Raw genomic sequence first — 25,911 nt, forward strand, 5'->3', positions numbered from 1 at the left:
GGGCTATCGCTCGGCGGTGAGGAAGCGGCCGTGTTGTGCGGTGCGGCCCATCAGACCGTGCAGGTCCCGGCCGTACGCGGTGGCGACCTCGTAGGTCGGGACGGACCGCACGGCCCAGCCGGCGGCGGTGAGCTGCCGGTCGGGGTCCGCCTTGCCGGCGAAGTGCCACAGGTCGGCGATGTCCACGCCGAGTTGGCGGGCGGCCGCGCGGAACTCCGGGTCCTCGATGAGGGGGCGGACGCTGGGCGCCAGGTGTTCGGCGGCCAGCCGGCTGCCGGGCGGGGACAGTCGGTCGATCCGGTCGAAGAACCGGCGTTCGGCGTCGGCGGGCAGGAACGGCAGCAGTCCTTCGGCCAGCCACGCCGTCGCCCGGTCGGGGTCGAATCCGGCGTCCCGGAGCGCCGTGGGCCAGTCGCCGCGCAGGTCGGCCCGGACCGGGTGGCGGGCGCAGCGGGGGCGGGCGCCGAGGCGGTCGAGCACGCCGTCCTTGAACTCCAGCACCCGTGGTTGGTCGATCTCGAACAGTTCGGTGCCCGGCGGCCAGTCCAGGCGGAAGGCCCGGGCGTCCAGGCCGGCGGCCGGCACCACCACCTGGCGGACGCCGCCGGCCGCCGCCGTCATCAGGAACCGGTCGAAGAACCGGGAGCGGACGCCGAGGTATTGCGCCATCGAGGTCCACACGTCGCGCGCGACGTCGGGCATCCGCGCGGTGTCGGCCAGCCGCCGCGGCACCGGCACCGGCGGGTCGGCGGCCGCCACGAAGGAAGCGGCGTAGGGGTCGCTGACGAGGTGGTCCGGGCGTTCGGTGTCCAGGGCCCGGCCGGCCGCGACGCCGAGCGCGGTCAGTCCCACCCCGGTGACGATGTCCCACTGCTCGAACTGCGTCATGCGGGATTCCTCCACCGGGGACGGACCGGACATAGCGGATGTCGAGGGCCCTGTCACTGTGACCGGGGCGGCGGGGCGGTGCAAGCACCTAGGGGGTACGCGTCAGCCGTCGGGCCGCGAGTTCCGCGTAGACGGCCGCGCCGTCCGCCAGCACCGCGTCGTCGAACTCGGCCAGCGGGGAGTGGTTGTTGGCGCTGCGCTCGGGGTCGGCGCCGGCCGGGGGCGCCCCGAGGGTGAGCATCGCGCCGGGCACCTCGGCCAGCACCCGGGAGAAGTCCTCGGACCCGTGCAGCGGCTGCGGCAGCGGGGCGAAGCGCTCCTCGCCGAGGGCCTCGCGGACCGTGTCCGCGGCGAATGCGGCCTCCGCGTGGTCGTTGACGGTCACCGGGTACAGCTCGGCGAACTCGGCGTCCACCGCGACGCCGTACGCCGCGGCGATGCCCCGGCACACCTCCACCGTGCCGTCCTTGACCCGTGCCTGGGCTTCGGCCGAGAAGCTGCGGACGGTCGCCTCGAAGACCGCGGTGTCGGGGATGACGTTCTGTTGGGTGCCGGCGTGGAAGGTGCCGACGGTGAGGATCACCGGGTCGAAGACGTCGAAGGTGCGGGTGATCCACGTCTGGAGCGCGGTCACCATGGCGCAGCCGGCCTGCACCGGGTCCTTGGCGCGGTGCGGCATCGAGCCGTGCCCGCCGGCGCCGCGCACCGTCACCCGCAGCACGTTGGACGCGGCCAAGGCCGGGCCACCGCGGGTGCCGAAGACGCCGCCGGGCAGCCCGGCTGACATCACGTGCACGGCGTAGGCGGCGTCGGGTCGGCGCCCGGCGACGTCCAGGAGCCCTTCGGCCAGCATGTGCCGGGCGCCGTCGAAGCCCTCCTCGCCGGGTTGGAACATGAAGAGCACGTCGCCCGCGAGCCGGTCGCGGTGGGCGGAGAGCAGCTTGGCGGCGCCGGTGAGCATGGTGGTGTGCAGGTCGTGGCCGCAGGCGTGCATGCGGCCGTTGTCGGCGGCGAAGTCCAGGCCGGTGCGCTCGGCGACCGGCAGCGCGTCCATGTCCCCGCGGAGCAGCACGAGGGGGCCGGGGGCCGCGCCGCGCAGCACCGCCGTCACGGAGCTCAGTCCCCCGCCGGTGGTGACCTCCAACGGGAGGCCGGCGAGTTCGGCCAGCACGGTCTCCTGCGTGCGGGGCAGGTCCAGGCCGACCTCGGGCGTGCGGTGCAGGGTGCGCCGCAGGTGCACCAGGTCGGCGGAGAGGGCGTGGGCGTCGTCACGGAGGTTCATGCGGGGTCCTCACGGGTCGCAGGGGGGATGGAGTCGCTGGCGGAGGGGTCGGTCGGGGGGCGGATCAGGAAGGTGCCGAGGAAGGAGACGGCCGCGGCGCCGGCGGCCCACCAGGGCACCAGCGTCAGGTGCCCGGCCTTACCGAGTGCCTGGGCGAGCAGCGGGAAGGTTCCGCCGAACAGCCCCGTGGCGAGGGTGAACGGCACGCCCATCGCCACCACGCGCACGGCCACCGGGAACAGCTGGGCGAACAGCACGTTCGCCAGCCCGATCGGCGCCGCGATCAGCAGCAGGTAGACGACGGTGACCAGCCACATCGGCAGGGTCCGGTGCGCCAGCGCGGTCATCAGCGGCACGGTGGCGACGGTCAGCAGCGCCAGGCCGGTGCGCAGGGTGCGCAGCGCCCCGAGCCGGTCGGCGAGCCGGCCGACGACGGCCATCGCGGCGATCAGCGCCACCAGCGGCAGCAGCATCGCGGCGGCCGAATCGGCGGCCGAGACGACGCCCAGCTGCGCCGCGTACTGGGGCAGGTAGGTGGTGCCGAAGTAGTAGCCGATGGTCGCGCCGAGGGTGATCAGGAAGACCGCGGCGAGCTGCCGGGAGTGGGTGCGCAGCAGGGCGCGCCGCTCGGCGGCGGTGGGCCGGTGGGCGGCCTGTTCGGCGAATTCCTCGCTCTCCTGGGCGCCGCGCCGGATCCACAGCGCCAGCAGTCCCAGCACGGCCGCCACCAGGAAGCCGATCCGCCAGCCGCCACCGGTGACGCCGTCCTTGCCGAGGGTGCCGAGCAGCAGCGTCAGCACGCCGAACGAGAGGATGTTGCCGATGATCACGCCGGAGTAGGAGAGGGCGCTGTAGAGGAACCGCACCGAGCGCGGCGCGGTCTCGGTGACGTACGCGGCGGCGCTGGGGTTCTCGCCGCCCATCGACAGGCCCTGGACGAGACGCAGTCCCACCAGCAGCACGGGCGCCGCCGCGCCGATCGTCGCGGCCGTGGGGAGGGCCGCGATCAGCACGCTCGCCACCGAGATCACGGCCATGCTGAGGGTCAGTCCGAAGCGGCGGCCGCGGGCGTCGGCGATCCGTCCCATCAGGTACGAGCCGAGCGGCCGGACGACGAAGCCGACCGCGAAGCCGAGGTAGGCGCCGAGCAGCTGGGTCACGGGGTCGTCGCCGGGGAACACCTGCGCGGCGAAGAACGGCGCCAGCACCGCGTAGAGCGTCCAGTCGAAGGATTCGACGACCCCGCCGACGGTCGCGGCGAGCAGCGCGCGGCGGCCCTTGCGGACGTCCTCGCCGGTGCTTGGGGTGCTGCCCCTTCCGGTCTGCGTTCCGCCGTCGGCGACCGCTGGAGTCATCGCGAACCTCTTTCCCCACGGGGCCCGGGACTCCCCGGACCGTCCGTGCCGGGCGGCCTGCCCGGCTGGGAGGACATGCTGCTCAGCGCCGTGACCGCGGCAAACGGAATACCTTGGGAATGCAGGAAAGACACAGCAAGGCGGCCCTCATGCAGGAAACCGGTGTCCTCGGTGGTCTCGACGCGCGGCTGGTCCACGCGCTGCAGATCTCGCCGCGGGCGTCCTGGCAGACCGTGGCGCCGGTCCTCGGCATCGACCCGGTCACCGCGGCCCGCCGCTGGAGCCGGCTGGAGCGTTCGGGGCTGGCCTGGGTGACCGGCTATCCGGGCCGTCGCCTCTTGGAACGGCTGGTCACCGCGTTCATCGAGATCGACTGCCGGTCGGGCAGTGTGGACGCGGTCGCCCGGGCGCTCGCCGACGTGCCGCAGGTCGCGACCGTCGAGCACATGGCGGGCGGCCGCGACCTGCTGATCACCGCCTTCGTGCCGGGCCTCGGCGAACTCTCCGCGCTGCTGCTGGGCACCATCGCGACCCTGCCGGGGGTGACCGCCACCCGTGCGGGGATCGCCACCCGCCTGTACGGCGAGGGCAGCCGGTGGCGGCTGCGGGCGCTGACCGCCGCCCAGAGCGAGCAGTTGCGGACCGCCGCCGCGCCCCCGCCGCGCACCGGTGCCGCGGTCCCCCTCGACGGTCCCGACCGGGCGCTGTTGCCCGAGCTGTCGCGGGACGGCCGGGCGAGCGCGGTCACCCTGGGCCGAGCGGTCGGGCTGAGCGCGCCCACGGTCCGGCGCCGGGTCGGCCGGCTGCTCGCCGACCACGATCTGGCACTGCGCTGCGAGGTGGCGCGCGAGCTGACCGAGTGGCCGGTCTCCGCGACCTTGTGGGCGAGCGTGCCCGCCGAGCGGTTGCCGGAGGCGGTGCGGGTGCTGCTGACGCTGCCGGAGGTCCGGCTGTGCTCCTCGGTGACCGGTCCGCAGAACCTGCTGTTCACGGTGTGGCTGCACACCGTGGCCGACGTCCAACGGCTGGAGACGCAGCTCGGGGAGCGGTTGCCGCAGCTGGTCCTGCGGGACCGTTCGGTGGTCCTGCGGCAGACCAAGCTGATGGGGCGGCTGCTGGACGTGCGGGGCCGGGTGACCGGGGTGGTCCCGGTGGATCCCTGGGCGGACGCCCGCGCCGCGGAGGCGTGATCCTCCGCGGCGTCGCCGGGTGCGGCCGGCCCGCGTGCAACGGGGTCGTTCAGCGCCGGTGGTCGCCCAGGCGCAGCCGTAGTTGCCGCGGTCCGCGGGTGAACACGCCGGCGTCGGGCGGCGCCACGCCGTCGGCGAACGCCATGTCGGGGAAGGCGTCGAGGAGTTGGTTGATGCTGGTCTCGACTTCGGCCTTGGCCAGCAGGGCGCCGACGCAGAAGTGCCGGCCGAGGCCGAAGGCGATGTGCTGCGCGGCGGCGCTGAAGGCGGTGTCCGGGGTGAGGTCGGGGCGGCGGACGTCGAAGGCGTCGGGGTGGGTGTAGCGGTCGGCGTCGCGGTTGGCCGCGCCGATCAGGCACGTGACGGTGGCGCCGGCGGGCACGGTGCCGCCGCTGACGGTGACGTCCTCGGCGGGCTGCCGCATGATCATCTGGACCGGCGGGGTGTGGCGCAGCGTCTCGGCGAACGCGGCGGGGACGAGCGAGCGGTCGGCGCGGACCGCGGCGAGCTGTTCGGGGTGGGCGAGGAGGTTGCGGACGATCAGGGCGATGGCCTTGTCGGTGGTCTCGCCGCCGGCGGACAGCAGCAGGCTCACGAACGCCGTGATGTCCTGGTCGTTCATCCGGACACCTTCGACCTCGGCGGTGCACAGCCTGGAGAGCAGGTCGTCGCCGGGTGCGGCGCGCCGTTTCTGGATGATCGGGTGGAGGTAGGCGGCGAGTTCCTCCCCCGCGCGGCGCCCGGCGTCCGCGATCTTGGGGTCCTGGGCGAGGTTGGCGATGAAGCCGACGACCGCGGTGTACCAGTCGTGGAAGCGGTCGTGGTCGGCCCGGTCCAGGCCGAGCATGTCGACGATCACGTTGATCGGGAGGCGGGTGGCGAACTGCGCCACCAGGTCCACCTCGTCGTCCTCGCGGAAGGCGTCGATCAGTTCGCGGGCGTTGCGCTCGATGATCGGCAGGAACGTCTCGCGCAGTTCCCGGCCGCGGAACGCGGGGGCCACCAGGGCCCGGCGCACGGCGTGTTCGCGCCCGCTCATCTGCGGCAGGGTGCGTCCGCCGTGCGCCGGTTCGAGTTGCCAGATGTAGTTGTCACTGGTGAACACCGGCTCGCGGAAGGCCCGTTCCACGTCCTCGTAGCGGGAGAGCAGATAGCTGCCGGTGCCCTCGTGGTGCAGCAGCGGATAGTGCTCGCGCAGCACGCGGTACGCCGGGTAGGGGTCGGTCGCGAACTGCGCCGACAGGATGTCAGGAGCCTGCGGGATGCTAGTCACGACGCGTGACGCTAGGGCCCGCCCTGGGGGCCGTCCAGAGAGTCTTGCGGGGTGCGCGGGGGCGCAGGGGGGCGCATGGCCGAGCGCCGGCGCACCTCGCCCGAACGCCCGTGCCAGCCCTCACAGGCACCACTCCGGCTGCCCTCAACTCACTTTTTCCGCAACGCCGTTGGGGACCACCGGTTCAGTCGCGCAGGAAGTCCCGGATCGCCGCGGTCTGGCCGAAGATGGCGTGACCGACGCCGGGCAGGAGGCGGACCGTGGCCCGCGGCACGCAACGGCGCACCCGCCGAGCCGTCTCCGCGGAGTCGAACAGCGCGTCCCGGTCCCCGGCGATCACCAACACCGGTACGCCCAGTCGGCGCAGCACCTCGTCGGGGAAGACCGGCAGTCGCTCGGTACGCGCCTTGAAGTACGTGAAGGTGAGGACGACGGTGTCGAGGACGGGCTGGAGGGCGGGGTCCTTGATGCCGGTCACCGCGCGCACCGAACGGCGGACTCCCCTGCGGCCGAAGGCCCGCGACAGCAGGTACGTGAACACCCAGCCCGTCTTCTGTCGCCCCACGCCGCCGGGGCACAGCAGCGCCAGCCGCGTCACCCGCTCCGGCCGACGGTCGGCGAAGTCCAACGCCAGCAACCCGCCGAGGGACGTCGCGACCACCGCCGCGGTCGAGAGCCCGAGCCCCTGCCAGACGTCGTCCAGCCACTGCGCGTGCGCGTCGGAGTCCAACGGCAGTCGGGTGGGGGCGCTGAGGCCGGGCTCGCCGATGAGGTCCACGGCGTAGGTGCGGAAGTGTTGTGCCCAGGACGCGATGTCGCCCTGCCACATCGTGGCGTTGGCACCCGAACCGTGCAGCAGCACCACGGGCGGGGCGTCCTCGGGGCCGGAGACGACGACGAAGGTCTCGCCGTGTCGGGTCGGCACCCGCACCCGCTCGGCCGGCACCGGCCAGGCCTCCAGTGCGTCCTGGTAGCGGCGCCGGATCTCCGCCGCCCCGGCCTCGGACGTGTACAGCGCGCTCGTGCCGCCGTCCGTTCTGGCGCTCGTGCCCTCGTTAGTGCTCACGATGTGAGTACCCCCTCCATGTAGTCGAACAACCGGGCCGTGTCGGCCAGTCCGCCCAGGACGATGACCTTCAACCGGGCCCGGTCCTTGTCGTGGACCGTCTGGATCCGCAGCGGTCGCTCCCCCGGCCCGCGTCCGGTGGCCGCGGACATCAGGAGCGAGGTCAGCCGGTCGGCCGTCGCGGGGTCGATGTCCTCGACCTCGACGATGCTCGACACCTCGGTGTGGGGCTCCCGGCCCGCCGTGCCGTCCTCGGGCGCGGGAACCGGGCGGCCGGTGAAGGCCTCCAGGTCCGCGTGCGCGATGCGGTACTGCTTGCCGATGCGGACCGCGGGCAGTCGCCCGTCGCGCACGTAGTTGCGGACGGTGCGCACATGCAGGCCCAACCGCTCGGCCACCTGCTCCACGGAGTACAGACGATCACTCATGAAAATACCCTAACCTTCCCTATCAGCAACTCCAATAGGGAAGGTTAGGGAAAGTGGGGAAGGGTTCGGAGTGTTCGCTCCGCATCGTGACGTCGAGTGCGGACCTACGCTGCCGTCGGGGCCCGTCACCCCGTTGGTGGCCGGTCAGCACAGGGCGCCGTCGCGGGCGATCAGCAGAGGGCGCCGTCGCGGGCGACGATCCGGCCGGCCCGGACGACCATCCGCCGCTGCGGCACGTCCACCACGGCCTGGGCCAGGCACTCGCCGTCGACGAGCAGGAAGTCAGCCGGCGCCCCGGGCGTGAAGTCGGCCCGCGGCAGGCCGACGAGGGCGGCCCCGTCGTGCGCGGCACCCAGGTAGCAGGCGTCGAGTTCCTCGTCGAGGCGGGCACCGGTGCAGTATCCGAGGAGGTGCGCGCGGTGCAGCATGTCCCCGGTGCCGAAGGGGCTCCAGGCGTCGCGCACGCCGTCGGACCCGATGCCGACCCGCACCCCGTGCGCACGCAGCCGCCGGTGCGGCAGCACGGACACCGAGTCGGCGGCCACCGTGGTCAAGGAGACGCCCGCCGCGGCGAGTTCGTCGGCCAGCTCGTCGAGTTCCCGCGGCTCCAGACCGGGGAGGCAGAAGACGTGGCTGACGGTCACCTGGCCGCCCATGTCCAGGGCACGGGTGCGCGCGATGATCTCCCGCAGCGGGGCCAGGCCCCGAGCGCCGCGGTCGTGCAGGTGGACGTCCACACCGAGGCGGTGCCGCTCGGCGAGGCCGAACACGGTGTCGAGGTGCTCGGGGTCGTCGTCGAAGCCCGCCGGGTCGATGCCGCCGACCAGGTCGATCAGTCCGCTCCGGGCGGCCTCGTCCAGGAGCCTGTCGGTGCCGGGTGCCTGTCGCAGGCCGTGCTGGGGGAAGCCGACGGTCTGGACGTCGAGGACGCCGGCGAGGGCCGCGCGCGCCTCGTTGACGCCGACGAGCGCTTCGAGCCCGAAGGCGGGGGCCACGTCGGCGTGCGCGCGCAGGGCGCGGGTGCCGCACGCCGCGGCGTGGGCCAGCAGCCGGTGCGCCCGCACGCCGACCGGCGTGGGCAGCGACCGGGAGAGTTCGACGTCCTGCGCCACGTGGTCGGCGATGCCGTGGGCGGGGCGGCGGCGGGTGTACCAGGGCTCGCCCCAGGACGTCTTGTCGGGGTGGATGTGCGCGTCGACGAGCGTGGGCAGGGCGAGCAGGCCGGCGCAGTCCACCACCTCGGACGCCGTCCCGGGGGCCGCGCCGCCGGCGCCGACGCCCGCCGCGTCGACGACGCCGTCCACGACGGTGAGGTCGACGGGCGGACCGCCGAGGGGCCGGATGCCGCGGAAGACGACGGTGTGGGGGCGGGACTGCTCGACGTTCGGTGAGGTCATGACTGACGGTCCGCACTTCTGATCGGGGGCACGGGCAGGGACGGCACGGGGGCACGGGCGGGGACGGCGACGTCCTCCACCTTGATCGACGGCGGCCGGCAGGGCAATGACGCAGTGCCGATGGCGGCCATTGGTGCCGTCTATGGCTGTCGGCAGCACCCGTGCGGCCGGAGGGGCCGGCCCGGTGCGGAGACGACCCCGGGAGCGCGGGCGCCGGTGGACGGCCGCCCGGTCAGAACTTGCTGATGCTCCGGGCCTCCTCCGCGGCCCGGGCGACGGCGGGCAGCGCGGCGCCGGTCGCCGCGGTGACGGCGGCCACGACGGCGCCCTCGACGAACGGGGCGTCGGCGAGCACGGCGCGGATGTCGGGGCGCTCCCCCAGGACCAGGCGGGCGGTGAGCACCGAACTGCCCAGGTCCGGCAGGACCAGCACACCGGCCTCGGTGGCGGCGCGGTCCAGCGCGGCGAGGACGCGGGCGTAACTCGTTCCGGTACGGCCGTCGTCGGTGCCGCCGGCCGCGATCACGGTGACCCGGCCGCCGGCCATCTCGGTGGCCAGCGACCGTACTCCGAGGGCGATTTCCGCACGGTGCGACACAAGTACGATGCCAACCAGCGGTGTCATGAACAAGGACCCTATGGGTCGGAACACTGTTCAGCAATACTGACCGAGGAGTGGTTCATGGTCCAGGCGGTGCACAGAGCGATCCACGTACTGCGGGAACTCGCCACGGCGACCCCGCGGTTGGGCGTGACGGAGCTGGCCGACCGGGTCGGCGTCGCCAAGCCGACCGCCCACGCACTGCTGCGCACCCTGGAGTCGGAGGGCCTGGTCGTCCAGGACCGGGAGAGCGGCAAGTACCAACTGGGCCCGGGCCTGGTGACGTTGGGCAACGCCTACCTCGACTCGCACGAACTGCGGACCCGGGCGGTGACCTGGGCCGACCGGCTCGCCTCCCAGGCCGACGCGGCGGTCTGGGCCGGCATCCTGACGGACGGCCAGGTGTTGGTGGTGCACCACGCGTTCCGCCCGGGCGGGGCGGTACAGGTGCTGGAGACAGGGGCCAGTCTGCCCTGGCACGCCTGCGCGCTGGGCAAGGCGATCGCCGCCTTCCGCCCCGCAGCGGGCCGGGGCGCCCTGCTGGCAGGAGCCTTGCCGCGGGTCACCGGTTTCAGCCTCGACGATCCGGAACGCCTGGAGGCCCAGTTGGACCGGGTGCGCGAGACCGGCTACGCGGTGGACGAGAACGAGTTGACGCTCGGCGACGCGGGCATCGCGGCGCCGGTCTTCGACCGCACCGGCGAAGCGGTCGGTGGACTGGGCTTGGTGGGCCCGGTGGAACGGCTCATGGCCGAAAACACCCGCCAGGAACACGCCATTGCGGTGCGCGAGGCCGCCCGCAGCCTGTCCCGGGACCTCGGCGCCCCGCGCAACGCCGGCCTGCGCGCCTGCGATTGAGGTTGCCTGGCGTCCCGACCGCTTCAGCACCACACGAGGCGTGGGACCGCACGGGTCCGCGAGCCGCCGACGGATGTCCGCCCGGCCGCCACACCTCCACGTCATCCGCCCTTCACCAACCCGCCTTCCGCAGGCCGCGCTTCGCCCTACGAACCGTCAAGCCTGCGCTCACGTGTGCGGGTAAACCTTGACGCGGCCGGGGTCGCTGCGTTTTGCTTCCTATCGGCATTCGGTAATGCCGAACGCCTTTCGGTAATGCGTTGGTAATCCGGTAGCCGCGGAGCACTGCGGCGCGGGGGATCGAAGGAGCACCTGTCATGCGGGAGCCTGCGGGGGAGCCCGAGACGTTACGGGGCCGTGCGGACGTGCCCGGTCGGGACGTGGTGGACAGTTCCCTCGTCCTCGACTGGCTGCGGCGCGTCAGCACGGCCATGCACCAGCACCAGCACCACCTCATCGACCTCGACTCGGCCATCGGGGACGGGGACCACGGGTTCAACATGGCCCGTGGCTTCGCCGCCGTGCGCGTCACGCTCGACGCCCCGTCCCAACGACCGGCCTCCCCCGGCACCGCCCTGATGGCCGCGGGCACGACCCTCGTCTCCGTCGTCGGAGGCGCCGCCGGTCCCCTGTACGGGGGCGCCTTCCGCACGTGGGGAGCGGCCCTCGGCACGGCAACGGAGGTCAGCACCCTCCGGTTCGCGGCCGGGCTCACCGCCGCGCTGGCCACCATGCAGCGCCTCGGCGCGGCCGTCCCCGGCGACAAAACCATGATCGACGCCTGTTCGCCCGCGGTCGGCGCCTTCCGGGACGCCGCCGAATCGGGCGCCGGCCTCCCCCCAGCCGCCCGCGCCGCCGCCCGTGCGGCCGAGACCGGCATGCTCGCCACCATCCCGCTCCAGGCCAGGAAGGGCCGGGCCGCCTACCTGGGGCTGCGCAGCATCGGGCACCAGGACCCCGGCGCGACCTCGGCCTGTTACGTCTTCCGCGCCCTCGCCGAAGCGGCGGAGGCATCCGCACTCCCCTCGCAATGACCGAACGGCCACCCCCGCCAGGCGTTCCGCGGCGGGGCGGGCCGGTGCGTCCGCACACCCTTCAGTTCGAGAGATTGGACCAGAGTGACCGCCCATTCCGTCGACCACGTCGAGTTCTTCGTCGGTGACGTCAACCAGGCATCCCACTACTACTGCAGCACCTACGGATTCCGCGTGGTGGCCGAGGCCGGCCCGCTTACCGGACTGGCCGGCGCCAGGTCGCTCGTCCTGGCCCACGGCGGGGTCCGCCTGGTGCTGACCTCGGCCCTGCACGCCGACCATGCCGCCTCGCACTTCGTGCGCAAGCACGGCGACGGCATCCGGGACGTGGCCCTGCGGTCGACCGACGCGGCCGGCGACTTCGCCCGTGCGGTGGCTGCCGGCGCCGACCCGGTCGCCGGGCCCGAGACGTTCGAGGACGCGGGCGGTCGGGTCGTTCGGGCCACCATCGCCGCGACCAACGACCTGGTGCACACCTTCGTCGAACGTGCCGATCCCGCAGGCCCGTTCCTGCCGCAGCGCTACCTGCCCGTCGACGACGGCGCGGCCGACGCCGGGCTGTTGCGCTCCATCGACCACCTGGCCTTCGTCCTGCGCCCCGGCTCCCTCGACACCATGGTCGACTTCTACGGCCGGGCGCTGGGCCTGAAGCACACCTACGACGAGTACATCGTCGTCGGCGGCCAGGCGATGGCCTCCAAGGTGGTCCAGGACGAGACCCGCGGCATCACCTTCACCATGGTGGAGCCCGACCCGACCAGCGACCGCGGCCAGCTCAACGACTTCCTCGACGGTTTCGACGGCCCCGGCGTGCAGCACGTCGCCTACGCCACCGACGACATCGTCACCGCCGCACGGGAACTGCGCCGCTCCGGCGTGGAGTTGCTCAACACCCCGGCCGGCTACTACGCCTCGCTGGCCGAGCGCGGGATCGAGGTGGGCGTCGACCCGGCCGTCCTCCAGGAACTGGGACTGCTGGCCGACCGGGACGAGTGGGGCCAGCTCGTGCAGGTCTTCACCCGCTCCCCGTACGCCCGCCGCACGGTGTTCTTCGAGCTGATCCAGCGGCTCGACGCCCGCACCTTCGGCAGCGGCAACATCAAGGCCCTCTACGAGGCCGTCGAGCGGGAGCGCGCCGACAACGCCGTACCGGCGGGTGCCGCGGCGAGGGCCGGCGGGTGACCGCGCCCACCGCCACCCCCGAAACCCGGCCCGAACCGCTGCTCAACCCGCGGGACTACGAGTCCGCGGCCCGGGCCCGACTGGACCGCTCGGTGTTCGACTACATCGCCGGCGGCAGCGGCGACGAGCTGACCCTGCACGAGGACCGGGCGGCCTACGACCGGTACCGGCTGCGGCCCCGCGCCCTCGTCGACGTGTCCCACTGCGAGCCGGCCACCACCCTGCTCGGCGCCCCGGTGGCGCTCCCCGTGGGCATCGCGCCCATGGCCTACCACCAACTGGTGCACCCGGACGGCGAACTCGCCACCGTCCGCGCGGCCGGCGCGGCGGGCGCGCTCACCGTCACCAGCACCTTCGCCAGCACGTCGCTGGAGGACGTCGCCGCGGCCGCCACCGGACCGCTGTGGCTCCAGCTGTACGTGCTGCGCCGCAGGGAGGTCACCGCGTCGCTGGTGCGCCGCGCCGAGGCCGCCGGGTACCGGGCCCTGGTGATCACCGTCGACACCCCGCGGATGGCCCGCCGGGAGCGCGACCTGCGCAACGGGTTCCGGCTGCCGGCGCACATCCGCCCGGCCAATCTCGACCGGGACCACGAGGCCGGGCTGCACGAGGGCCGCGCCGGCGACTCCACGCTCGCCGGGCACGCCGCCCGGCACCACGACGCCGCGTTCACCTGGAACGACCTGGCGTGGATCCGGTCGCTGACCGACCTGCCCCTGGTCCTCAAGGGCGTGCTCACCGCGGAGGACGCCCACCGGGCGGCCGGGCTGGGCGTGGCCGGGCTGATCGTGTCCACCCACGGGGGTCGCCAACTTGACGGCGTCGTACCGGCGTTGGAGGCGCTCCCGGAGGTGGTCGCGGCCGCCGGGGACCGGTGCGAGGTCCTCGTCGACGGCGGCGTCCGGCGCGGCACCGACGTGCTCAAGGCACTGGCGCTCGGGGCCCGCGCGGTCCTGGTCGGCCGGCCGGTCCTCTGGGGCCTGGCCGTCGACGGCGAGCCCGGCGCGGCGCAGGTGCTGTCCACCCTCCGGGCGGAGTTGGAGGAGGCGATGGCCCTCACCGGCCGGCCCCGGCTCTCCGACGTCACCCACGATCTGCTGCGCCCCGCCGGGGCCGGCCGCACCACCTGACCCTCCCCCGCACGACCCCACACCACCGAGACGAAGGATCCGGCATGACGATCGACGACGCCCGTTTCCCGCTGACCGCCGCCGAGCGGGAGTTGCTGCCCACCGAGGAGGAGGTGCAGTTCTTCCAGGAGCACGGCTACTACCTGTCGAAGAAGCTGCTCACCGACGAGGAGGTCGACCTGCTGGACTCCGCGGCCGACCGCTTCTACGCCGGCCACCGGGACCGCACCCTGCCCGCCCGTCCGCCGCGGCTGGCGTACTGGGAGCCGGAGAAGGGCGACGTGCACCGGCACAACGACTACATCTTCTATGAGGACGACACGATCCGCTCCATCCTGTCCAAGCCGATCATCGCGGCGGTCGCCGGCCTGATCTCGCAGACCAGCCAGATACGCCTGTGGAACAGCACCCTGATCCACAAGCCGCAGCGGGCGGACGACGCGCGCAACATCGTGCCCTGGCACTTCGACCGGCACTACTGGCAAACCTGCTCCTCCGACGAGATGCTGACCGCCTTCATCCCGTTCCACGACTGTGGTGAGGAGATGGGCACCATCACGATGGTGGACGGCAGCCACCGTTGGAAGGAGACCGGCAACGACGACTCCACCAGCCGCCACTTCGCCGAGCGCGACCGCTCCGAACTGGAGGACATGCTCACGGAGAACGCCGCCTTCAACAACGTGGAGGTCCGCAAGGTGCCCATCACCATCCCCAAGGGGCACATCAGCTTCCACCACTGCCGCACCTACCACGGCAGCGGCTACAACGTCAGCGACCGGCCCCGCCGGGCCATCTCGCTGCACCTCCAGGACCGCACCAACCAGTGGCGTCCCTTCGAGCTGTCCGACGGCGGCCAGGTCATCTACAACAACGACGTGCTGGTCCGGAAGGACGCCGCCGGCAACCCCGACTACACCGACCCGGACTTCTGCCCGGTCCTGTGGGAGGACGCCAGGTGAGCCAGGTTCCCCCCACCACCGAGTTGCCGAGCCGCGCGCTGCACGGCTCGCTCGCCGATCCGCTGATGGAGGTGATGAACTTCCTCAACGAGGTCACCTCCCGCTACCCGGAGGCGATCTCCTTCGGCCCCGGCCGCCCCTACGAGGGGCTCTTCGAGGTCGAGCGGATCGGTGACTACCTCGCCGCCTACCAGCGGTACCTGATCGAGGAGCGGGGCTGCACCCCCGACCAGGTCCGGACGCTGCTGTTCCAGTACGGGCGCACCAACGGCCAGATCCACGAACTGGTCGCGCGCGCCCTGCAGAACGACGAGGGCATCACCGCCGAGCCGGATTCCCTGGTCGTCACGGTGGGCGCGCAGGAGGGGATGTTCCTGGTCCTGCGCGCCCTGTTCGCCGACCCGTCGGACGTCCTGTTGGTCTCCTCGCCGTGCTACGTGGGCATCACCGGCGCGGCCCGCCTGCTGGACATCGAGACGGTCCACGTGCCGGAGGGCCCCGAGGGGTGTGATCCGGACGTCTTGCGACGCACGATCGCCGCACTGCGGGCCGCCGGCAAGCGGCCCCGGGCGTTCTACGCGGTGCCGGACTTCTCCAACCCCACCGGCACCTGCATGCCGGTCGCCGAACGGCGGCGGCTGTTGGAACTGGCGGAGGCCGAGGACCTGCTCGTCCTGGAGGACAACCCCTACGGGTTCTTCACCCCGACGGGCAGCGGCCTGCCCACGCTCAAGGCACTGGACGAGCGGCGGCGGGTGGTCTACCTCGGTTCGTTCGCCAAGACCTGCTTCCCCGGCGCCCGGGTCGGCTACGTGGTCGCCGACCAGCACGTACGGGCTCCGGACGGCACCCGCACGCTGCTGGCCGACGAACTGTCGAAGATCAAGGGCATGGTGACGGTGAACACCCCGGCGCTCAGCCAGGCGGTCATCGGCGGCATGCTGGTCAGTCACGACTTCCGGCTGCGGGAGGCCAACAAGCCGGCCGCGGACTTCTACCAGTCCAACCTCCGGGTCCTGCTCGACAGTCTGGACCGGCTGCTCCCCCGCGAACGACGCGAGGCGGCCGGAATCAGCTGGAACGTGCCGGCCGGTGGCTTCTTCCTGACCCTGACGCTCCCGGTTCCGGCGGACAATGCACTGTTGGAAGAGTCCGCCCGCGAGCACGGAGTGATCTGGACACCGATGAGCTACTTCTATCCCGACGGTGACGGCGGACGTCACCAAATGCGGCTCTCCTTGAGCTACTTGACGCCCACTCAAGTTGCGGAAGGCGCCCGCCGGCTGGTCGCGCTGCTGGAAGGGAGGTGCGGGTGAACGCCGTCCTGTACGTCGTGACGGTGCTGATCTGGGGCTCCACCTGGCTGGCCATCAAGGGGCAGTTGGGAGACGTGCACCCCACGGCGTCGATCGCGTACCGCTTCGCGCTGGCCGCCGTCATCCTGCTGGCCTGGGCCCGGCTGCGCGGGCTTCCGATGCGCTATCCGCTGCGGGTGCACGGTCAGTTCGTCCTCATGGGCGGGCTGATGTTCTCCACCAACTTCGTCTGCTTCTACTTCGCCGAGCAGTACCTGACCACCGGACTGGTCTCGATCGTCTTCGCCATGTCCCTGCTGGTGAACATGGTGTTCGCGCGGGTCTTCTTCCGGCGCACGATCAAGGCGAAGATGCTGGTCGGCGGGGGCATCGGACTGCTGGGGATCGGCACGGTGTTCTGGCCGGAGTTCCAGCACTTCGGCCTGTCCTCCGGCTCGGGCCAGGGCATCCTGCTCTCGGTGGCCGGCACCCTGGTCTTCTGCCTGGGCAACGTCGTCTCCGGCAAGACCCAGGCGGCGGGCGTCCCGGTGGTCCAGGGCACCGGCTACGCCATGGCGTACGGGGCGCTGCTGATGGCCCCGTTCGCCGCGTTCTACGGGCACGGGGCGCTGTTCCAACCCACCCTGAAGTACACCGGCTCGCTGCTCTACCTCGCAGTGTTCGGTTCGGTGGTGGGCTTCGGCGCGTACCTCACCCTGCTCGGCCGGATCGGCGGTGAGCGCGCCGCCTACGCCATGGTGCTCTTCCCGATCGTGTCGCTGCTGCTGTCCACGGTCTTCGAGAACTTCACCTGGACGGGCCGGGACCTGGCGGGCGTGGCGCTGATCCTCCTCGGCAACGCGGTGATGCTCACCAATCCGGCACTGCTGCGGCGGCTGACCGGCAAACCGGCCCCGGCCGGGGACCCCGCGGCACCCGCCCCGGCCGACCGGTAGCGGCACCACCGGGCACGACCAGCACCACCAGCACTGCATGCACGCCCCTCCCGGGCCCGTCCGTCCGCCGTCCCGGCCGGGCCCGGGACCTGCACCGCCCGTCCCCCGTACGGCCGAGGAGCGTCACCTTGCACACCGCCGCAGTCGTCGGCACCGGTCTCATCGGTACCTCGATCGCCCTGGCCCTGTCCGCCCGCGGAGTCACCACGCATCTGCTCGACCGCGATCCCGACCGCGTCCGGATAGCCGCCGCGCGCGGCGCCGGCACCCCGGAACCGCCGTCGGAACCCGTGGACATCGCGGTCATCGCCGTCCCCCCGTCGCGCACCGCCCCAGTCCTCGCCGCTCAGCAACGGGCCGGGCTCGCCCGCGTCTACACCGACGTGGCGAGCGTCAAGGCGCTCCCGCACGCCGAGTGCCTGGCCCTCGGCTGCGACACCACGACGTTGGTGGGCGGCCATCCGCTGGCCGGCCGCGAACGCTCCGGCCCGCTCGCGGCCCGCGCCGACCTCTTCCAGGACCACCACTGGGTGCTCACCCCCACACCGGACACCTCCGAGGCCGCCCTCAACCGGGCCCTGGAACTGGTGTCGCTGTGCGGAGCGGTGCCGGCGCTGCTGGAACCGCCGGACCACGACCGCGCCGTGGCCCTCGTCTCGCACCTCCCCCACCTCATGGCGACGCTCACCGCCGGTCGGCTGCGCGAGGGCGAGGAGTACGCGGTCCGGCTCGCCGGTCGCGGCATGCGCGACGCCACCCGGGTCGCGTCCGGTGACGCCGCGCTCTGGGCCGACATCCTCGCCGCCAACGCCACCGCCCTCGCCCCGCTCCTGACCGAACTCAGCTCGGACCTGGCGACCGCCGCCGAGGCCCTGGCCCAACTGTCCGCGGCCGCTCCGGACCCGGCGGCCACCGCCGAGGCGCTGGCCGCCCTGACCGCGCTCCTGCACCGCGGCGTCGAGGGCCGCGCGCGCATCACGCCCCCGTACAACGACCCGGCGTCCCGCCCGCACACCATGCTCTCGGTCGCCCTGGGCGACCACGACCGGCCGCTCTCGCGGCTCCTGGACGACGTGGACGCGGCCCGGTTGGAGCTGGACGACGTGGACCTGGCGGGTCTGGCACCGCACCGCCCGGACCGCCCCGGCGCCGGCGCCGGTACCGCGGCCGATTCCGTCGGCCTCAAGGTGGCCCCCGGTGTGGCACGCCCCCTCACCGAGGCCCTCCGCGACCGCGGCTGGGCCGTCCATTAGCTTTCGTTCCGCAGCCACCGCCGCCCCCTGCTCCGGAGGAGACCCCCATGCCGCACATCCTGGTCGACCACGACGCGTCGCTGCGCGAGGCCCTGGACCACCGCCGCTTCGCGCACGCACTGCACGCCCTCGCCGCCGAGACGGTGGACGGCATCACCATCGAGAGCTGCAAGACCCGGTTCCGCTGCGTCGACGAGGTCGTCATCGCCCATGACGAGCCCCAACAGGCGCTGATCCACGTGGACTTCGCCCTCCTTCCGGGACGCAGTACGGATACCAAGACCCGCCTGGCCGAGGCGGTGCTGGAGCTGGTGCGCGCCCGCACTGCCGCGGCGACGGACCGCACGGTGCACGCCTCCGTCGAGGTCCGCGACCTCGACGCGGCCTACGTCAAACACGTACGGCCGGCCGCCGCCGCGCGGTGACGGACGGCGGCCGAGGCACGCCGGCCGCGGGCGGTCGTCCCCCGGCCGGGCCCCGTGTCCTACAGTCCTGTCCCATGGTGCGGAAGCGCGTGATCGTGTCAGGACGGGTGCAGGGCGTCTTCTTCAGGGACACCTGCCGCCAGAGCGCGCTCGCCCACGGCGTCTCCGGCTGGGTGCGCAACCTGCCCGACGGGGACGTCGAGGCGGTCTTCGAGGGGCCGCCGGAGGGCGTCGCCCAGATGGTCGAGTGGGCCCAGCACGGGCCACCGACCGCGCACGTCACCGGGGTCGAGGCGCGGGACGAGGAACCGACGGGACTGGCCGGCTTCGAGGTCCGGTCCGCTCCCCGTCCCTGACCGCACGACGCCCGCGCGCACCGCGTGCGGGCACCCGACCCCACGACCACGCAGTCCGTTCAGCGGCGCCACCGGTACGTGCCCAGGGCGAGCAACCGGGCGACGACGACCGCGGTGGCGGCCACCGCGCCGACCGTCGCGCAGACGGCGAGGGCGGGCCAGGCGTAGGCGGCCTGTTCCAGGGTCCCCGAACGATTCATCAACAGGCCCAGGAGCATGGCCAGTTGGAGCAGGTAGAGGATCGGGAAGCCGTAGGGCAGCAGCCGGAGCGTGCCGCGCCACCACGATGCTCCCCGCGCCTGAGCGGCCCGGTGCGGACGGGACCTGGGAGTGTCCCGTCCGCGGGGCTCCCGGAGTGCGGGAGCACGCCGCTCATGCTGTCCCACGCACATGAAGTGTGCGCGTCAACGCGCCGGGGCATCGGAGTGCCCCGCCGGCCGCGGCGCCGTCCCCACCGACCGTCCACGTGGGTGGGGCAGGCCGGCCGACGGTCAGCCCTGGTCCGCGCTGCGCGGCCGCGCGCACCGGCCCACGAGCCGGGCCAGGCAGGCGAGCAGCAGTCCCCAGACCGTCGTGCACGCCGGGACCGCCACCACGGTGGCGGCCGTCCGGACGGCGCCCAGCAGGCCGCTCAGCGCGGCGCCCAGCAGGTGGGAGACCGTGCAGCACCCGTGCCGGTCGGGCGGCGGCGCCGGTGGGGGCGGGACGTCGTCCCACCGCATGGTGGTCAGGCGACGGTCCAGCTCCGCGTCCTGCCCGCGCAGGTCCTGTTCCATCTGTGCCAGGAGGAATCGCTCCCGGCGGGAGAGTGCCTCAGTCATTGCGGTACTCCTCCGTGAGACCGCCCCCACGCCTTCCGCTCTCCTCCCCACTGTGGTCCCGCCCCGCCGACCGGGCAATCGCTGCGCCCCGGACCCGGGCCACGGCCCGCCGACGTCACCGACCGCGCGGGCGCGGCAGCACGGCCGCACCGGGTCCGCAAGTCGGCGGCCCGCCGGCCGGCGGGTCCACCGTCACAGAGCGCGCAACCGCCCGCCGCGCGCCTGCTCCTCCAGTGCGTCCAGGGCCTGCCGCGCCCGGGCGGCCGCGACCGGATCGCGGTCCTCGATGCCGCTCCGGCGGAACTCGTCCTCGTCCAGGCGCAGCACGGTCGAACCGTCCGCCGACTGCCACAGGTCGAGGTCCAGGTCCTCGATCACGATGCCGTCCGGGCCGACCTCGGCGGGACGCGTCACGTCGCAGTACCAGCCCTTGACCGAGCCGTCGGCGGCCCGCACCTCCTTGACGGCGTACCAGCGGTCGCGCCAGTAGTGCTCGGTGAAGACGTCGCCCGGCTCGAACCGCACGAACCCGAAGTCCCGGACCGTGGGCCGTCCCCAGGGCGCCCGCACGACGACGCGCACCCCGTCGTCGTCCACGACGGTGGCGGGGTAGCGCACCTTGGTCCGCCCCGCCTTCGTCAGCGTCACCTGCACGTCGCCACCCGCCGTCAGCGTCATCGCCGTCCCCACAGTTCCCTCGTCCTCCACTCGCGCCGGTCCCGGTACGGAACACCCGCACCCTCTCCCGATCCGCGACCGCACGGCCAGCGCTTTTCCGCGGACGGGCCCGACCGGCCTGCGCCGCAACCGCGTTGGGGCCGACGCCGCGGGACCGGCCCGATCCGCACCGATAGGGTCGAGGTCATGACAGCACCGGATCCGACCATCCTCGCCACCTCCGGAGGCCACCGGACGGGCGGCCGCACCATGGTGCGGTTCAACTCGCTGGTGCACCACGCGGTCGACCTGTCGGGCGTCCACGGCCGCCGGCCCCGCGTGATGTACGTCGGCACCGCCATCGGGGACGCCGAGCACTTCACCGCCCGGATGACCGAGGCCGCCCGGGTCGCCGGGTTCGAGCTGACGCCGCTGCACCTGTTCCCGATGCCCAACCTGGAGGACGTCGAGGGCGCGGTGCTCGACCAGGACGTCGTCTGGGTGATGGGCGGTTCGGTGGCGAACCTCCTGGCCGTGTGGCGCGTGCACGGGCTGGACGCCGTCATGCGCCGCGCGTGGCGGGCCGGGGTCGTGCTGAGCGGGGTGAGCGCGGGGTCCCTGTGCTGGTTCGAGGGCGGCGCGACCGACTCGTTCGGCCCGGAGCTGCGCCCGCTGACCAACGGCCTCGGCCTCCTGCCGTACGGGAACGGCGTGCACTACGACGTCGACGAGGGGCGCCGACCGTTGACGCACCGGCTGGTCGCGGAGGGCACCCTGCCGGTGGCCCACTGCACCGACGACGGCGTGGGGCTGGTCTACCGCGGGACCGAACTGGTCGAGGCGGTGACCGAAGTCCCCGGCAAGGGCGCCTACGTCGTCACCCGGGACGGCGACTCGGCGGTCGAGGAGCGCATCGAGCCGCGCCGGCTCGCCCCCGTTCCGTAGTCCCGCCCCTCCGACACCCCCAGCGAGCCGTGCGATGAACACCTGCCGGACCACCCGCCTGATCGTGCTGCGGCACGCCAAGTCCGCCTGGCCGGCGGGCGTCCCCGATCTCGACCGTCCGCTGGCCGGCCGGGGGCGGCGGGACGCGCCGGCGGCCGGCCGGTGGCTGCGGCAACGGCACTGCGCGCCCGACGCGGTGATCTGTTCGCCGTCCCTGCGGACCCGCGAGACCTGGGACCGGGTGGCCGCGGAACTCACGGCTCCGGGGACGGCCGCGACGCCTCCGGAGGTGGTCGTCGAACCCCGGGTGTACGCGGCGAGCGCGGCCACCCTGCTCCAGGTGGTGCGCGCGTTCCCCGACCGGTGGCGGACGGTGCTCCTGATCGGCCACCAACCGGGCGTGCAGGACCTGGTCCTCGCACTGGCCGGGGGCGGCGAAGCGGTCGTTCGGGTCCGTGCGAAGTTCCCGACGTCCGCGGTGGCGGTGCTGACGCTGCCCGGCGGGTGGGCGGGCCTGGCGCCGGGCGGCGCGGTGCTCACCGACTTCGCGGTGCCCCGCGGTCGGCCGCGCGACCAGTGAGGAGCGGACCGACGTGCGGTCCGGGGCCTCGGGGGCGATCCTGTGGGGCATGGCGGACGGCACGCACCCCGGCGGCCGGACGGACGGTTCGGGCCGGGGGATCCCCCAGCCGCACCGTGAGCAGACCGACTACGGGGGTGCGGTCTACGGCTCGCTGCAGGCCGCTTCCGTGGTGGCCGGCACCGCCGCGTTCGGGCCGTTCCCCCGGCTCGGGTTGGTGCTCCTGCTGCTCGTCACCGGCCTGGTCTTCTGGGTGGCGCACGTGTACGCGCGGCTCGTCGGCGACCTGGCGTCGTACCGGGACCTGACGTGGCAGCGGGTCCGGCACGTGGCGGGCGACGAGTGGCCGATCGCGCAGGCGGCGGTGGGGCCGGCCGTCGCCGTGGCGATCAGCCCGTTGCTGGGGCTGAGCGTGGCGGCAACGGCCTGGTTCGCGCTGTCCGTCGCCGTGGCCGAGCAGGTCGGTTGGGCCTGCTTCGCCGCGATCCGCGCCGGGGCCTCGCGCCGTCTGGTGGTGCTGTCGACCCTCGTGAACCTGGTGCTCGGCCTGGTCGTCGTGGTCCTCAAGGCCGGCTTGCACTGAGCGCCCGTCCGTCCGGGCCGGGGCCAGGTGCACCGGGTCAGGGTTTCGGCGCGTCGGGGGCGGTCGGTCCGGCCCGTGCGGAGCGGAGCACGGCCAGTCGCCGCCGGTACTCCTCGTCCTCGATCTCACCGCGGGCGTAGCGCTCGGCGAGGATCCGTTCCGCGTCGGGCGGCCCGCCGGGCGGCGGGCCCGTGGGGTGCCAACCGGGGTGGTGACGGCTCGGTTCGCCCGTCCCGGCCGGTCCCGACCGGGACAGGGCGCGGAAGACCAGCACCCCGACCGTGATCACCAGTGCCCAGAACAGGACCATGCCGACCATGGCCGCGAGCCATCCCCACCCGCCGCCACCGCCGTGGCCGTACCAGAACAACATCGGACCTCACCTTCCCTGCTCGGGGCGGGTGCGGGCCCGTACGAGGGCCGCACGCGGACAGGTGCCCCCACCTCGATTCTCGCTCGCCGGGACCGACCGGACGCGCGCAGCGGGGCGGGGCCGCTGCGGGCCGTCGTCGCGGTGGCGGGGCTCCGTGCGGGGCGGTCGGGTCAGGGCGGCGGGCGTTCGGGGCCGGGCACGGGGGCTTCGGGGGTCGTCCCGGGCCACCGGCGCAGGACGTCCTGGACGACCGTGCCGTCGATCGTCTCGCGGGTGGTCAGCAGGTCGGCCAGGTGCTCCAGGGCCGGGCGGTGGTCCCGGAGCAGGGCGGTGGCGCGCTGTTCGGCCTGCCGGACCAGGCGGGCGGTCTCCTCGTCGATGAGGCGTTGGGTCCGCTCGGAGTAGGGACGGTGCAGGGTCTCGCCGGCGGGTTCCTCTCCGAGCCGGTGGAGGGCGCCGGGTGCGGCGTAGCCGATCGGGCCGAGCGACGGCGACAGGCCGAAGTCGCGGACCATCCGGCCGGCGATCTGGGTGGCGCCGGCCAGGTCGTCGGCGGCGCCGGTCGAGCCCTCGCCGAAGACCACGAGTTCCGCGGCGCGCCCGCCGAGGCGCACGGTGAGCAGGTCGGTGAGGTAGCCCTCGGTGTAGAGGTGCCGTTCGGCTTCCGGGAGTTGCTCGGTGGCGCCCAGCGCCGGTCCGGACGGCAGGATGGTCACCTTGGCGACCGGGTCGGCCTGTTCGCACAGGGCGGCCACGAGGGCGTGGCCGGACTCGTGGACGGCGACGGCGTGCCGTTCCTCGGGGAGCAGGGCGTTGGAGGACTCGCGGCGTCCCAGCAGGACCCGGTCCCGGGCGTCGTCGAGGTCCCGGGCGGAGATGACGGTGTTGCCGGCACGGACGGCGTGGATCGCGGCCTCGTTGACGAGGTTGGCGAGGTCGGCGCCGGAGAAGCCGGGGGTGGCCCGGGCGACCACGCTGCGGTCCACGTCGGGGGCCAGCTTCTTGCCGCGGGCGTGCACGGCGAGGATGGCGGCCCGCTCGGTCTGGTTGGGCAGCGGGACGGTGACGTGCCGGTCGAAGCGGCCGGGCCGCAGCAGCGCCGGGTCGAGGGCCTCGGGGCGGTTGGTGGCGGCGAGCACCACGATGCCGCTGCTCTGGTCGAAGCCGTCCATCTCGGCGAGGAGTTGGTTGAGGGTCTGTTCGCGTTCGTCGTTGCCGCCCAGGCGGATGCCGCCGCGGCGGCTGCCCACGGCGTCGATCTCGTCGATGAAGATGATCGACGGGGCGCGTTTGCGGGCCTCGTCGAAGAGGTCGCGGACGCGGGAGGCGCCGACGCCGACGAACATCTCCACGAAGGCCGATCCGGTCACCGACAGGAACGGCACGGCGGCCTCCCCGGCGACCGCCCGGGCGAGCAGCGTCTTGCCGGTGCCGGGCGGCCCGACCATGAGCACGCCGCGCGGTCCGGTGGCGCCGACCACCGCGTAGCGCTCGGGGTGGCGCAGGAAGTCGACGACCTCGCCGATCTCCTGTTTGACGCCCTCGTACCCGGCGACGTCGTCGAAGCGGGTGGTGGGCCGCTCCGCCTCGATGATCTTGGCGCGGGAGCGGCCGATGCCGCTGAGCCCTCCGGTGAGGGTGCGGGCGGCCTGGCGTCCGGTCCACAGGAACAGCGCGCCGAGCAGGACCAGTGGCAGCAGGACGACGGCCAGCGGGCCCACCCAGCTCCCGCCGGTGCTGCTGCCGGAGGCGGTGATGTCGACGTTCTTGGCCCGGAGTTGCTGGGCGAGTCCGGTGGGGCCGAGGGCGGTGGGGAGCTGCGTGGTGAACTTCCGGCCGTCCTTGAGCTGCCCGTCGACGCCGCCCTTGTCGTCGATGTCGACGGTCTTGACCTGCCCGGCGTCCACTTTGCCGAGGAAGGCGCTGTAGGTGAGGGAGGTCCCGGCGGGGTTGTGCGCCCGGCTGAGCAGCAGGACGAAGAGCGCGACGAGGATGACGGGCAGCAGCCACGGCCGCCAGCCGGGGGCCCGCGGCGCGGCCGGCGGCTTCGGCGGCTCGCGGGGCGGCCCGGGCTTCGCCGAGCGCGAGGCGTGGCGCCGGGGCAGGCGCACTGCGGTGATCACGACGGTCCCCTAAGGCTCCTTCACTCCTGAGGCTCCTTCGCTCCTTCGCTCCTTGAGTCCTCCTTCCAGGAAACTCCTCCCGGCCGCGTGACGGGCCCCGGCGGCCTTCCCACCGCGCCGGCGAACACGCTCCGCACCCTCTCCTCCACGATCGGCTGTCCCCGGCGTTCCCGCAGGGCGGCGCCGACTCCGTGGTGTGGGGCGGGCGGGCCAGGTGTGGGACGCTCGAAGTGCAGGCGAAGGGGGTGCGTGATGCCTCTTGCGAAGTTCCGTCCGCCCTGGCGGCCCGGCCCGCTCCGGCGCGGTACGGACGTGGCGCAGTCCTGGGTCGTGTTGGCCACGGGGGTGCTGATCGCCGTGGCCGCCCCGGCCGCGGGAGTGGTGGCCGGCAGTGCGGTGGACGCCGCGGCCCACCGGGAGAGTGCCAGCTGGCGGCCCGTCTCCGCGGTGGTGACGCAGGAACCCGCCACCCGGATCACCGTCGACAGCGGGACCGGCACGGGGGGCCGGGTGCACACGACGGTGCGCTGGACGGCGCCGGACCACACCGTGCGGACGGGCGAGACGACCCTGGCGGCCGGCGTCCACGTCGGGGACCGCACGACGGTCTGGTTGGACCGGAACGGGGCGTTGGTGCGGGACCCCAGCACCCCGACGGACTCACTGGCCGAGAGCGTGGTGGCCGGTACGGTGGTCGGTTCCGCCGCCGGGCTGCTGTTCTTCGGCGCGGAGCGGCTCACCGTGCGCCTGTTGGATCGTCGGCGGTACGCCCAGTGGGAGAAGGAGTGGGCGGAGGTCGACGCCCGGTGGCGGCACCCGCAGCAGTGAGCGGCGGCGGCGCCGGGCTCGGGTCGCGGCGCCCCGGCGCCTCGCGTGGCGGCCCGGGAACGTCCCTGCC

The 25,911-nt window shown here is 73.7% G+C and carries 28 protein-coding genes; 15 read left to right on the plus strand and 13 right to left on the minus strand.

Going from position 1 to position 25,911, the window contains the following annotated elements:
• Nucleotides 1–3 precede the first annotated feature (3 nt).
• From ABD385_RS11615 to ABD385_RS11625, 3 genes are all read right to left on the minus strand, one after another.
• A complete protein-coding gene (locus tag ABD385_RS11615; RefSeq protein ID WP_344575079.1) occupies nucleotides 4–888 on the minus strand; it encodes an SAM-dependent methyltransferase in 885 nt (294 codons plus the stop codon).
• Between the two features lie 88 nt (nucleotides 889–976).
• A complete protein-coding gene (locus tag ABD385_RS11620) occupies nucleotides 977–2,170 on the minus strand; it encodes a M20 metallopeptidase family protein (RefSeq protein ID WP_344575080.1) in 1,194 nt (397 codons plus the stop codon).
• Nucleotides 2,167–3,525 (minus strand): MFS transporter, encoded by a 1,359-nt coding sequence (locus ABD385_RS11625; protein WP_344575081.1) that lies wholly within the window; start codon nucleotides 3,523–3,525, stop codon nucleotides 2,167–2,169. Before ABD385_RS11625 ends, ABD385_RS11620 begins: the two co-directional genes overlap by 4 nt.
• 149 nt (nucleotides 3,526–3,674) lie before the next feature.
• Between ABD385_RS11625 and ABD385_RS11630 the strand changes: the two genes are divergently transcribed.
• On the plus strand, nucleotides 3,675–4,715 hold the full coding sequence (locus tag ABD385_RS11630) for an Lrp/AsnC family transcriptional regulator (protein WP_344575082.1): 1,041 nt from the start codon (nucleotides 3,675–3,677) through the stop codon (nucleotides 4,713–4,715).
• Nucleotides 4,716–4,764: 49 nt separating this feature from the next.
• Here the strand turns inward: ABD385_RS11630 and ABD385_RS11635 are convergent, their stop codons facing one another.
• The 5 genes from ABD385_RS11635 to dhaM form a co-directional block, all read right to left on the minus strand.
• Entirely contained in the window at nucleotides 4,765–5,988 is a 1,224-nt protein-coding gene (locus ABD385_RS11635; RefSeq protein WP_344575083.1) for a cytochrome P450, read from the minus strand.
• A gap of 184 nt (nucleotides 5,989–6,172) precedes the next feature.
• Nucleotides 6,173–7,054 carry an alpha/beta fold hydrolase gene (locus ABD385_RS11640; protein WP_344575084.1) on the minus strand — a complete coding sequence of 294 codons (882 nt, stop codon included), beginning with the start codon at nucleotides 7,052–7,054 and terminating at the stop codon, nucleotides 6,173–6,175.
• On the minus strand, nucleotides 7,051–7,482 hold the full coding sequence (locus ABD385_RS11645) for a helix-turn-helix domain-containing protein (RefSeq protein WP_344575085.1): 432 nt from the start codon (nucleotides 7,480–7,482) through the stop codon (nucleotides 7,051–7,053). Before ABD385_RS11645 ends, ABD385_RS11640 begins: the two co-directional genes overlap by 4 nt.
• Before the next feature lie 170 nt (nucleotides 7,483–7,652).
• Nucleotides 7,653–8,879, minus strand: a complete 1,227-nt coding sequence (locus tag ABD385_RS11650; RefSeq protein ID WP_344575086.1) for an amidohydrolase — start codon at nucleotides 8,877–8,879, stop codon at nucleotides 7,653–7,655.
• 232 nt (nucleotides 8,880–9,111) lie between these two features.
• Nucleotides 9,112–9,504: a dihydroxyacetone kinase phosphoryl donor subunit DhaM gene (gene dhaM, locus ABD385_RS11655; protein ID WP_344575087.1), complete on the minus strand. Its 393-nt coding sequence runs from the start codon at nucleotides 9,502–9,504 to the stop codon at nucleotides 9,112–9,114.
• 57 nt (nucleotides 9,505–9,561) lie between these two features.
• Here dhaM and ABD385_RS11660 point away from each other — a divergent pair, with 57 nt between their 5' ends.
• The 10 genes from ABD385_RS11660 (at nucleotide 9,562) to ABD385_RS11705 (ending at nucleotide 18,931) form a co-directional block, all read left to right on the plus strand.
• Nucleotides 9,562–10,338 (plus strand): IclR family transcriptional regulator, encoded by a 777-nt coding sequence (locus tag ABD385_RS11660; protein WP_344575088.1) that lies wholly within the window; start codon nucleotides 9,562–9,564, stop codon nucleotides 10,336–10,338.
• A 317-nt stretch (nucleotides 10,339–10,655) separates the two neighbouring features.
• Nucleotides 10,656–11,372 (plus strand): dihydroxyacetone kinase subunit DhaL, encoded by a 717-nt coding sequence (gene dhaL / locus ABD385_RS11665; RefSeq protein ID WP_344575089.1) that lies wholly within the window; start codon nucleotides 10,656–10,658, stop codon nucleotides 11,370–11,372.
• Nucleotides 11,373–11,456: 84 nt separating this feature from the next.
• On the plus strand, nucleotides 11,457–12,554 hold the full coding sequence (gene hppD / locus ABD385_RS11670) for a 4-hydroxyphenylpyruvate dioxygenase (RefSeq protein WP_344575090.1): 1,098 nt from the start codon (nucleotides 11,457–11,459) through the stop codon (nucleotides 12,552–12,554).
• Nucleotides 12,551–13,684, plus strand: a complete 1,134-nt coding sequence (locus ABD385_RS11675; protein WP_344575091.1) for an alpha-hydroxy acid oxidase — start codon at nucleotides 12,551–12,553, stop codon at nucleotides 13,682–13,684. Before hppD ends, ABD385_RS11675 begins: the two co-directional genes overlap by 4 nt.
• A 44-nt stretch (nucleotides 13,685–13,728) precedes the next feature.
• The gene (locus ABD385_RS11680; protein ID WP_344575092.1) at nucleotides 13,729–14,646 is read left to right on the plus strand and encodes a phytanoyl-CoA dioxygenase family protein; all 918 of its coding nucleotides are present in this window, start codon (nucleotides 13,729–13,731) and stop codon (nucleotides 14,644–14,646) included.
• Nucleotides 14,643–15,962, plus strand: coding sequence for an aminotransferase-like domain-containing protein (locus ABD385_RS11685; RefSeq protein ID WP_344575093.1), 1,320 nt, complete (start codon nucleotides 14,643–14,645; stop codon nucleotides 15,960–15,962). The genes ABD385_RS11680 and ABD385_RS11685 overlap by 4 nt, the downstream gene beginning before the upstream one ends.
• Nucleotides 15,959–16,897, plus strand: a complete 939-nt coding sequence (locus ABD385_RS11690; RefSeq protein ID WP_344575094.1) for a DMT family transporter — start codon at nucleotides 15,959–15,961, stop codon at nucleotides 16,895–16,897. The genes ABD385_RS11685 and ABD385_RS11690 overlap by 4 nt, the downstream gene beginning before the upstream one ends.
• Nucleotides 16,898–17,025: 128 nt before the next feature.
• Nucleotides 17,026–18,150: a prephenate dehydrogenase gene (locus ABD385_RS11695; protein ID WP_344575095.1), complete on the plus strand. Its 1,125-nt coding sequence runs from the start codon at nucleotides 17,026–17,028 to the stop codon at nucleotides 18,148–18,150.
• A gap of 47 nt (nucleotides 18,151–18,197) precedes the next feature.
• Nucleotides 18,198–18,575 carry a 5-carboxymethyl-2-hydroxymuconate Delta-isomerase gene (locus ABD385_RS11700; protein ID WP_344575096.1) on the plus strand — a complete coding sequence of 126 codons (378 nt, stop codon included), beginning with the start codon at nucleotides 18,198–18,200 and terminating at the stop codon, nucleotides 18,573–18,575.
• Nucleotides 18,576–18,649: 74 nt separating this feature from the next.
• Nucleotides 18,650–18,931 carry an acylphosphatase gene (locus ABD385_RS11705; protein WP_344575097.1) on the plus strand — a complete coding sequence of 94 codons (282 nt, stop codon included), beginning with the start codon at nucleotides 18,650–18,652 and terminating at the stop codon, nucleotides 18,929–18,931.
• A 59-nt stretch (nucleotides 18,932–18,990) separates the two neighbouring features.
• Here ABD385_RS11705 and ABD385_RS11710 read toward each other — a convergent pair whose 3' ends face one another.
• The 3 genes from ABD385_RS11710 to ABD385_RS11720 all read right to left on the minus strand — a co-directional run bounded on the left by ABD385_RS11710 (nucleotide 18,991) and on the right by ABD385_RS11720 (nucleotide 20,430).
• Nucleotides 18,991–19,317, minus strand: coding sequence for a hypothetical protein (locus ABD385_RS11710; RefSeq protein WP_344575098.1), 327 nt, complete (start codon nucleotides 19,315–19,317; stop codon nucleotides 18,991–18,993).
• A gap of 105 nt (nucleotides 19,318–19,422) precedes the next feature.
• The gene (locus tag ABD385_RS11715; RefSeq protein ID WP_344575099.1) at nucleotides 19,423–19,752 is read right to left on the minus strand and encodes a DUF3040 domain-containing protein; all 330 of its coding nucleotides are present in this window, start codon (nucleotides 19,750–19,752) and stop codon (nucleotides 19,423–19,425) included.
• 192 nt (nucleotides 19,753–19,944) lie between these two features.
• Nucleotides 19,945–20,430, minus strand: coding sequence for a ribonuclease FAU-1 family protein (locus ABD385_RS11720; protein ID WP_344575100.1), 486 nt, complete (start codon nucleotides 20,428–20,430; stop codon nucleotides 19,945–19,947).
• A 186-nt stretch (nucleotides 20,431–20,616) separates the two neighbouring features.
• On the opposite strand from ABD385_RS11720, the gene ABD385_RS11725 reads away from it, so the two are divergent.
• From ABD385_RS11725 to ABD385_RS11735, 3 genes are read left to right on the plus strand one after another with little or no spacing between them, the layout of a single operon-like run.
• The gene (locus ABD385_RS11725) at nucleotides 20,617–21,354 is read left to right on the plus strand and encodes a Type 1 glutamine amidotransferase-like domain-containing protein (protein WP_344575101.1); all 738 of its coding nucleotides are present in this window, start codon (nucleotides 20,617–20,619) and stop codon (nucleotides 21,352–21,354) included.
• 34 nt (nucleotides 21,355–21,388) lie between these two features.
• On the plus strand, nucleotides 21,389–21,934 hold the full coding sequence (locus tag ABD385_RS11730) for a SixA phosphatase family protein (protein WP_344575102.1): 546 nt from the start codon (nucleotides 21,389–21,391) through the stop codon (nucleotides 21,932–21,934).
• 49 nt (nucleotides 21,935–21,983) lie between these two features.
• The gene (locus ABD385_RS11735) at nucleotides 21,984–22,517 is read left to right on the plus strand and encodes a hypothetical protein (RefSeq protein WP_344575103.1); all 534 of its coding nucleotides are present in this window, start codon (nucleotides 21,984–21,986) and stop codon (nucleotides 22,515–22,517) included.
• 37 nt (nucleotides 22,518–22,554) lie between these two features.
• Here ABD385_RS11735 and ABD385_RS11740 read toward each other — a convergent pair whose 3' ends face one another.
• Both ABD385_RS11740 and ftsH read right to left on the minus strand, forming a co-directional pair.
• A complete protein-coding gene (locus tag ABD385_RS11740) occupies nucleotides 22,555–22,890 on the minus strand; it encodes an SHOCT domain-containing protein (protein WP_344575104.1) in 336 nt (111 codons plus the stop codon).
• A 170-nt stretch (nucleotides 22,891–23,060) separates the two neighbouring features.
• Nucleotides 23,061–25,013 (minus strand): ATP-dependent zinc metalloprotease FtsH, encoded by a 1,953-nt coding sequence (gene ftsH, locus ABD385_RS11745; RefSeq protein ID WP_344575105.1) that lies wholly within the window; start codon nucleotides 25,011–25,013, stop codon nucleotides 23,061–23,063.
• Nucleotides 25,014–25,265: 252 nt separating this feature from the next.
• On the opposite strand from ftsH, the gene ABD385_RS11750 reads away from it, so the two are divergent.
• Nucleotides 25,266–25,841 (plus strand): Rv1733c family protein, encoded by a 576-nt coding sequence (locus tag ABD385_RS11750; protein ID WP_344575106.1) that lies wholly within the window; start codon nucleotides 25,266–25,268, stop codon nucleotides 25,839–25,841.
• Nucleotides 25,842–25,911 lie beyond the last annotated feature (70 nt).

Origin of the sequence: Streptomyces lunalinharesii (genome assembly GCF_039532155.1) — a bacterium.
Classification (GTDB): Bacteria; Actinomycetota; Actinomycetes; order Streptomycetales; family Streptomycetaceae; genus Streptomyces; species Streptomyces lunalinharesii.

Bases quoted from the DNA above. Each gene is read 5' to 3' on its own strand.
- ABD385_RS11730 (WP_344575102.1), top strand. From the start codon at position 21,389: ATGAACACCTGCCGGACCACCCGCCTGATCGTGCTGCGGCACGCCAAG.
- ABD385_RS11700 (WP_344575096.1), top strand. From the start codon at position 18,198: ATGCCGCACATCCTGGTCGACCACGACGCGTCGCTGCGCGAGGCCCTG.
- ABD385_RS11705 (WP_344575097.1), top strand. From the start codon at position 18,650: ATGGTGCGGAAGCGCGTGATCGTGTCAGGACGGGTGCAGGGCGTCTTC.
- ABD385_RS11725 (WP_344575101.1), top strand. From the start codon at position 20,617: ATGACAGCACCGGATCCGACCATCCTCGCCACCTCCGGAGGCCACCGG.
- ABD385_RS11630 (WP_344575082.1), top strand. From the start codon at position 3,675: ATGCAGGAAACCGGTGTCCTCGGTGGTCTCGACGCGCGGCTGGTCCAC.
- ABD385_RS11740 (WP_344575104.1), bottom strand. From the start codon at position 22,890: ATGTTGTTCTGGTACGGCCACGGCGGTGGCGGCGGGTGGGGATGGCTC.
- dhaM (WP_344575087.1), bottom strand. From the start codon at position 9,504: ATGACACCGCTGGTTGGCATCGTACTTGTGTCGCACCGTGCGGAAATC.
- ABD385_RS11615 (WP_344575079.1), bottom strand. From the start codon at position 888: ATGACGCAGTTCGAGCAGTGGGACATCGTCACCGGGGTGGGACTGACC.
- ABD385_RS11680 (WP_344575092.1), top strand. From the start codon at position 13,729: ATGACGATCGACGACGCCCGTTTCCCGCTGACCGCCGCCGAGCGGGAG.
- ABD385_RS11620 (WP_344575080.1), bottom strand. From the start codon at position 2,170: ATGAACCTCCGTGACGACGCCCACGCCCTCTCCGCCGACCTGGTGCAC.
- dhaL (WP_344575089.1), top strand. From the start codon at position 10,656: ATGCGGGAGCCTGCGGGGGAGCCCGAGACGTTACGGGGCCGTGCGGAC.
- ABD385_RS11750 (WP_344575106.1), top strand. From the start codon at position 25,266: ATGCCTCTTGCGAAGTTCCGTCCGCCCTGGCGGCCCGGCCCGCTCCGG.
- ABD385_RS11645 (WP_344575085.1), bottom strand. From the start codon at position 7,482: ATGAGTGATCGTCTGTACTCCGTGGAGCAGGTGGCCGAGCGGTTGGGC.
- ABD385_RS11720 (WP_344575100.1), bottom strand. From the start codon at position 20,430: ATGACGCTGACGGCGGGTGGCGACGTGCAGGTGACGCTGACGAAGGCG.
- ABD385_RS11660 (WP_344575088.1), top strand. From the start codon at position 9,562: ATGGTCCAGGCGGTGCACAGAGCGATCCACGTACTGCGGGAACTCGCC.
- ABD385_RS11650 (WP_344575086.1), bottom strand. From the start codon at position 8,879: ATGACCTCACCGAACGTCGAGCAGTCCCGCCCCCACACCGTCGTCTTC.
- ABD385_RS11715 (WP_344575099.1), bottom strand. From the start codon at position 19,752: ATGACTGAGGCACTCTCCCGCCGGGAGCGATTCCTCCTGGCACAGATG.
- ABD385_RS11735 (WP_344575103.1), top strand. From the start codon at position 21,984: ATGGCGGACGGCACGCACCCCGGCGGCCGGACGGACGGTTCGGGCCGG.
- ABD385_RS11625 (WP_344575081.1), bottom strand. From the start codon at position 3,525: ATGACTCCAGCGGTCGCCGACGGCGGAACGCAGACCGGAAGGGGCAGC.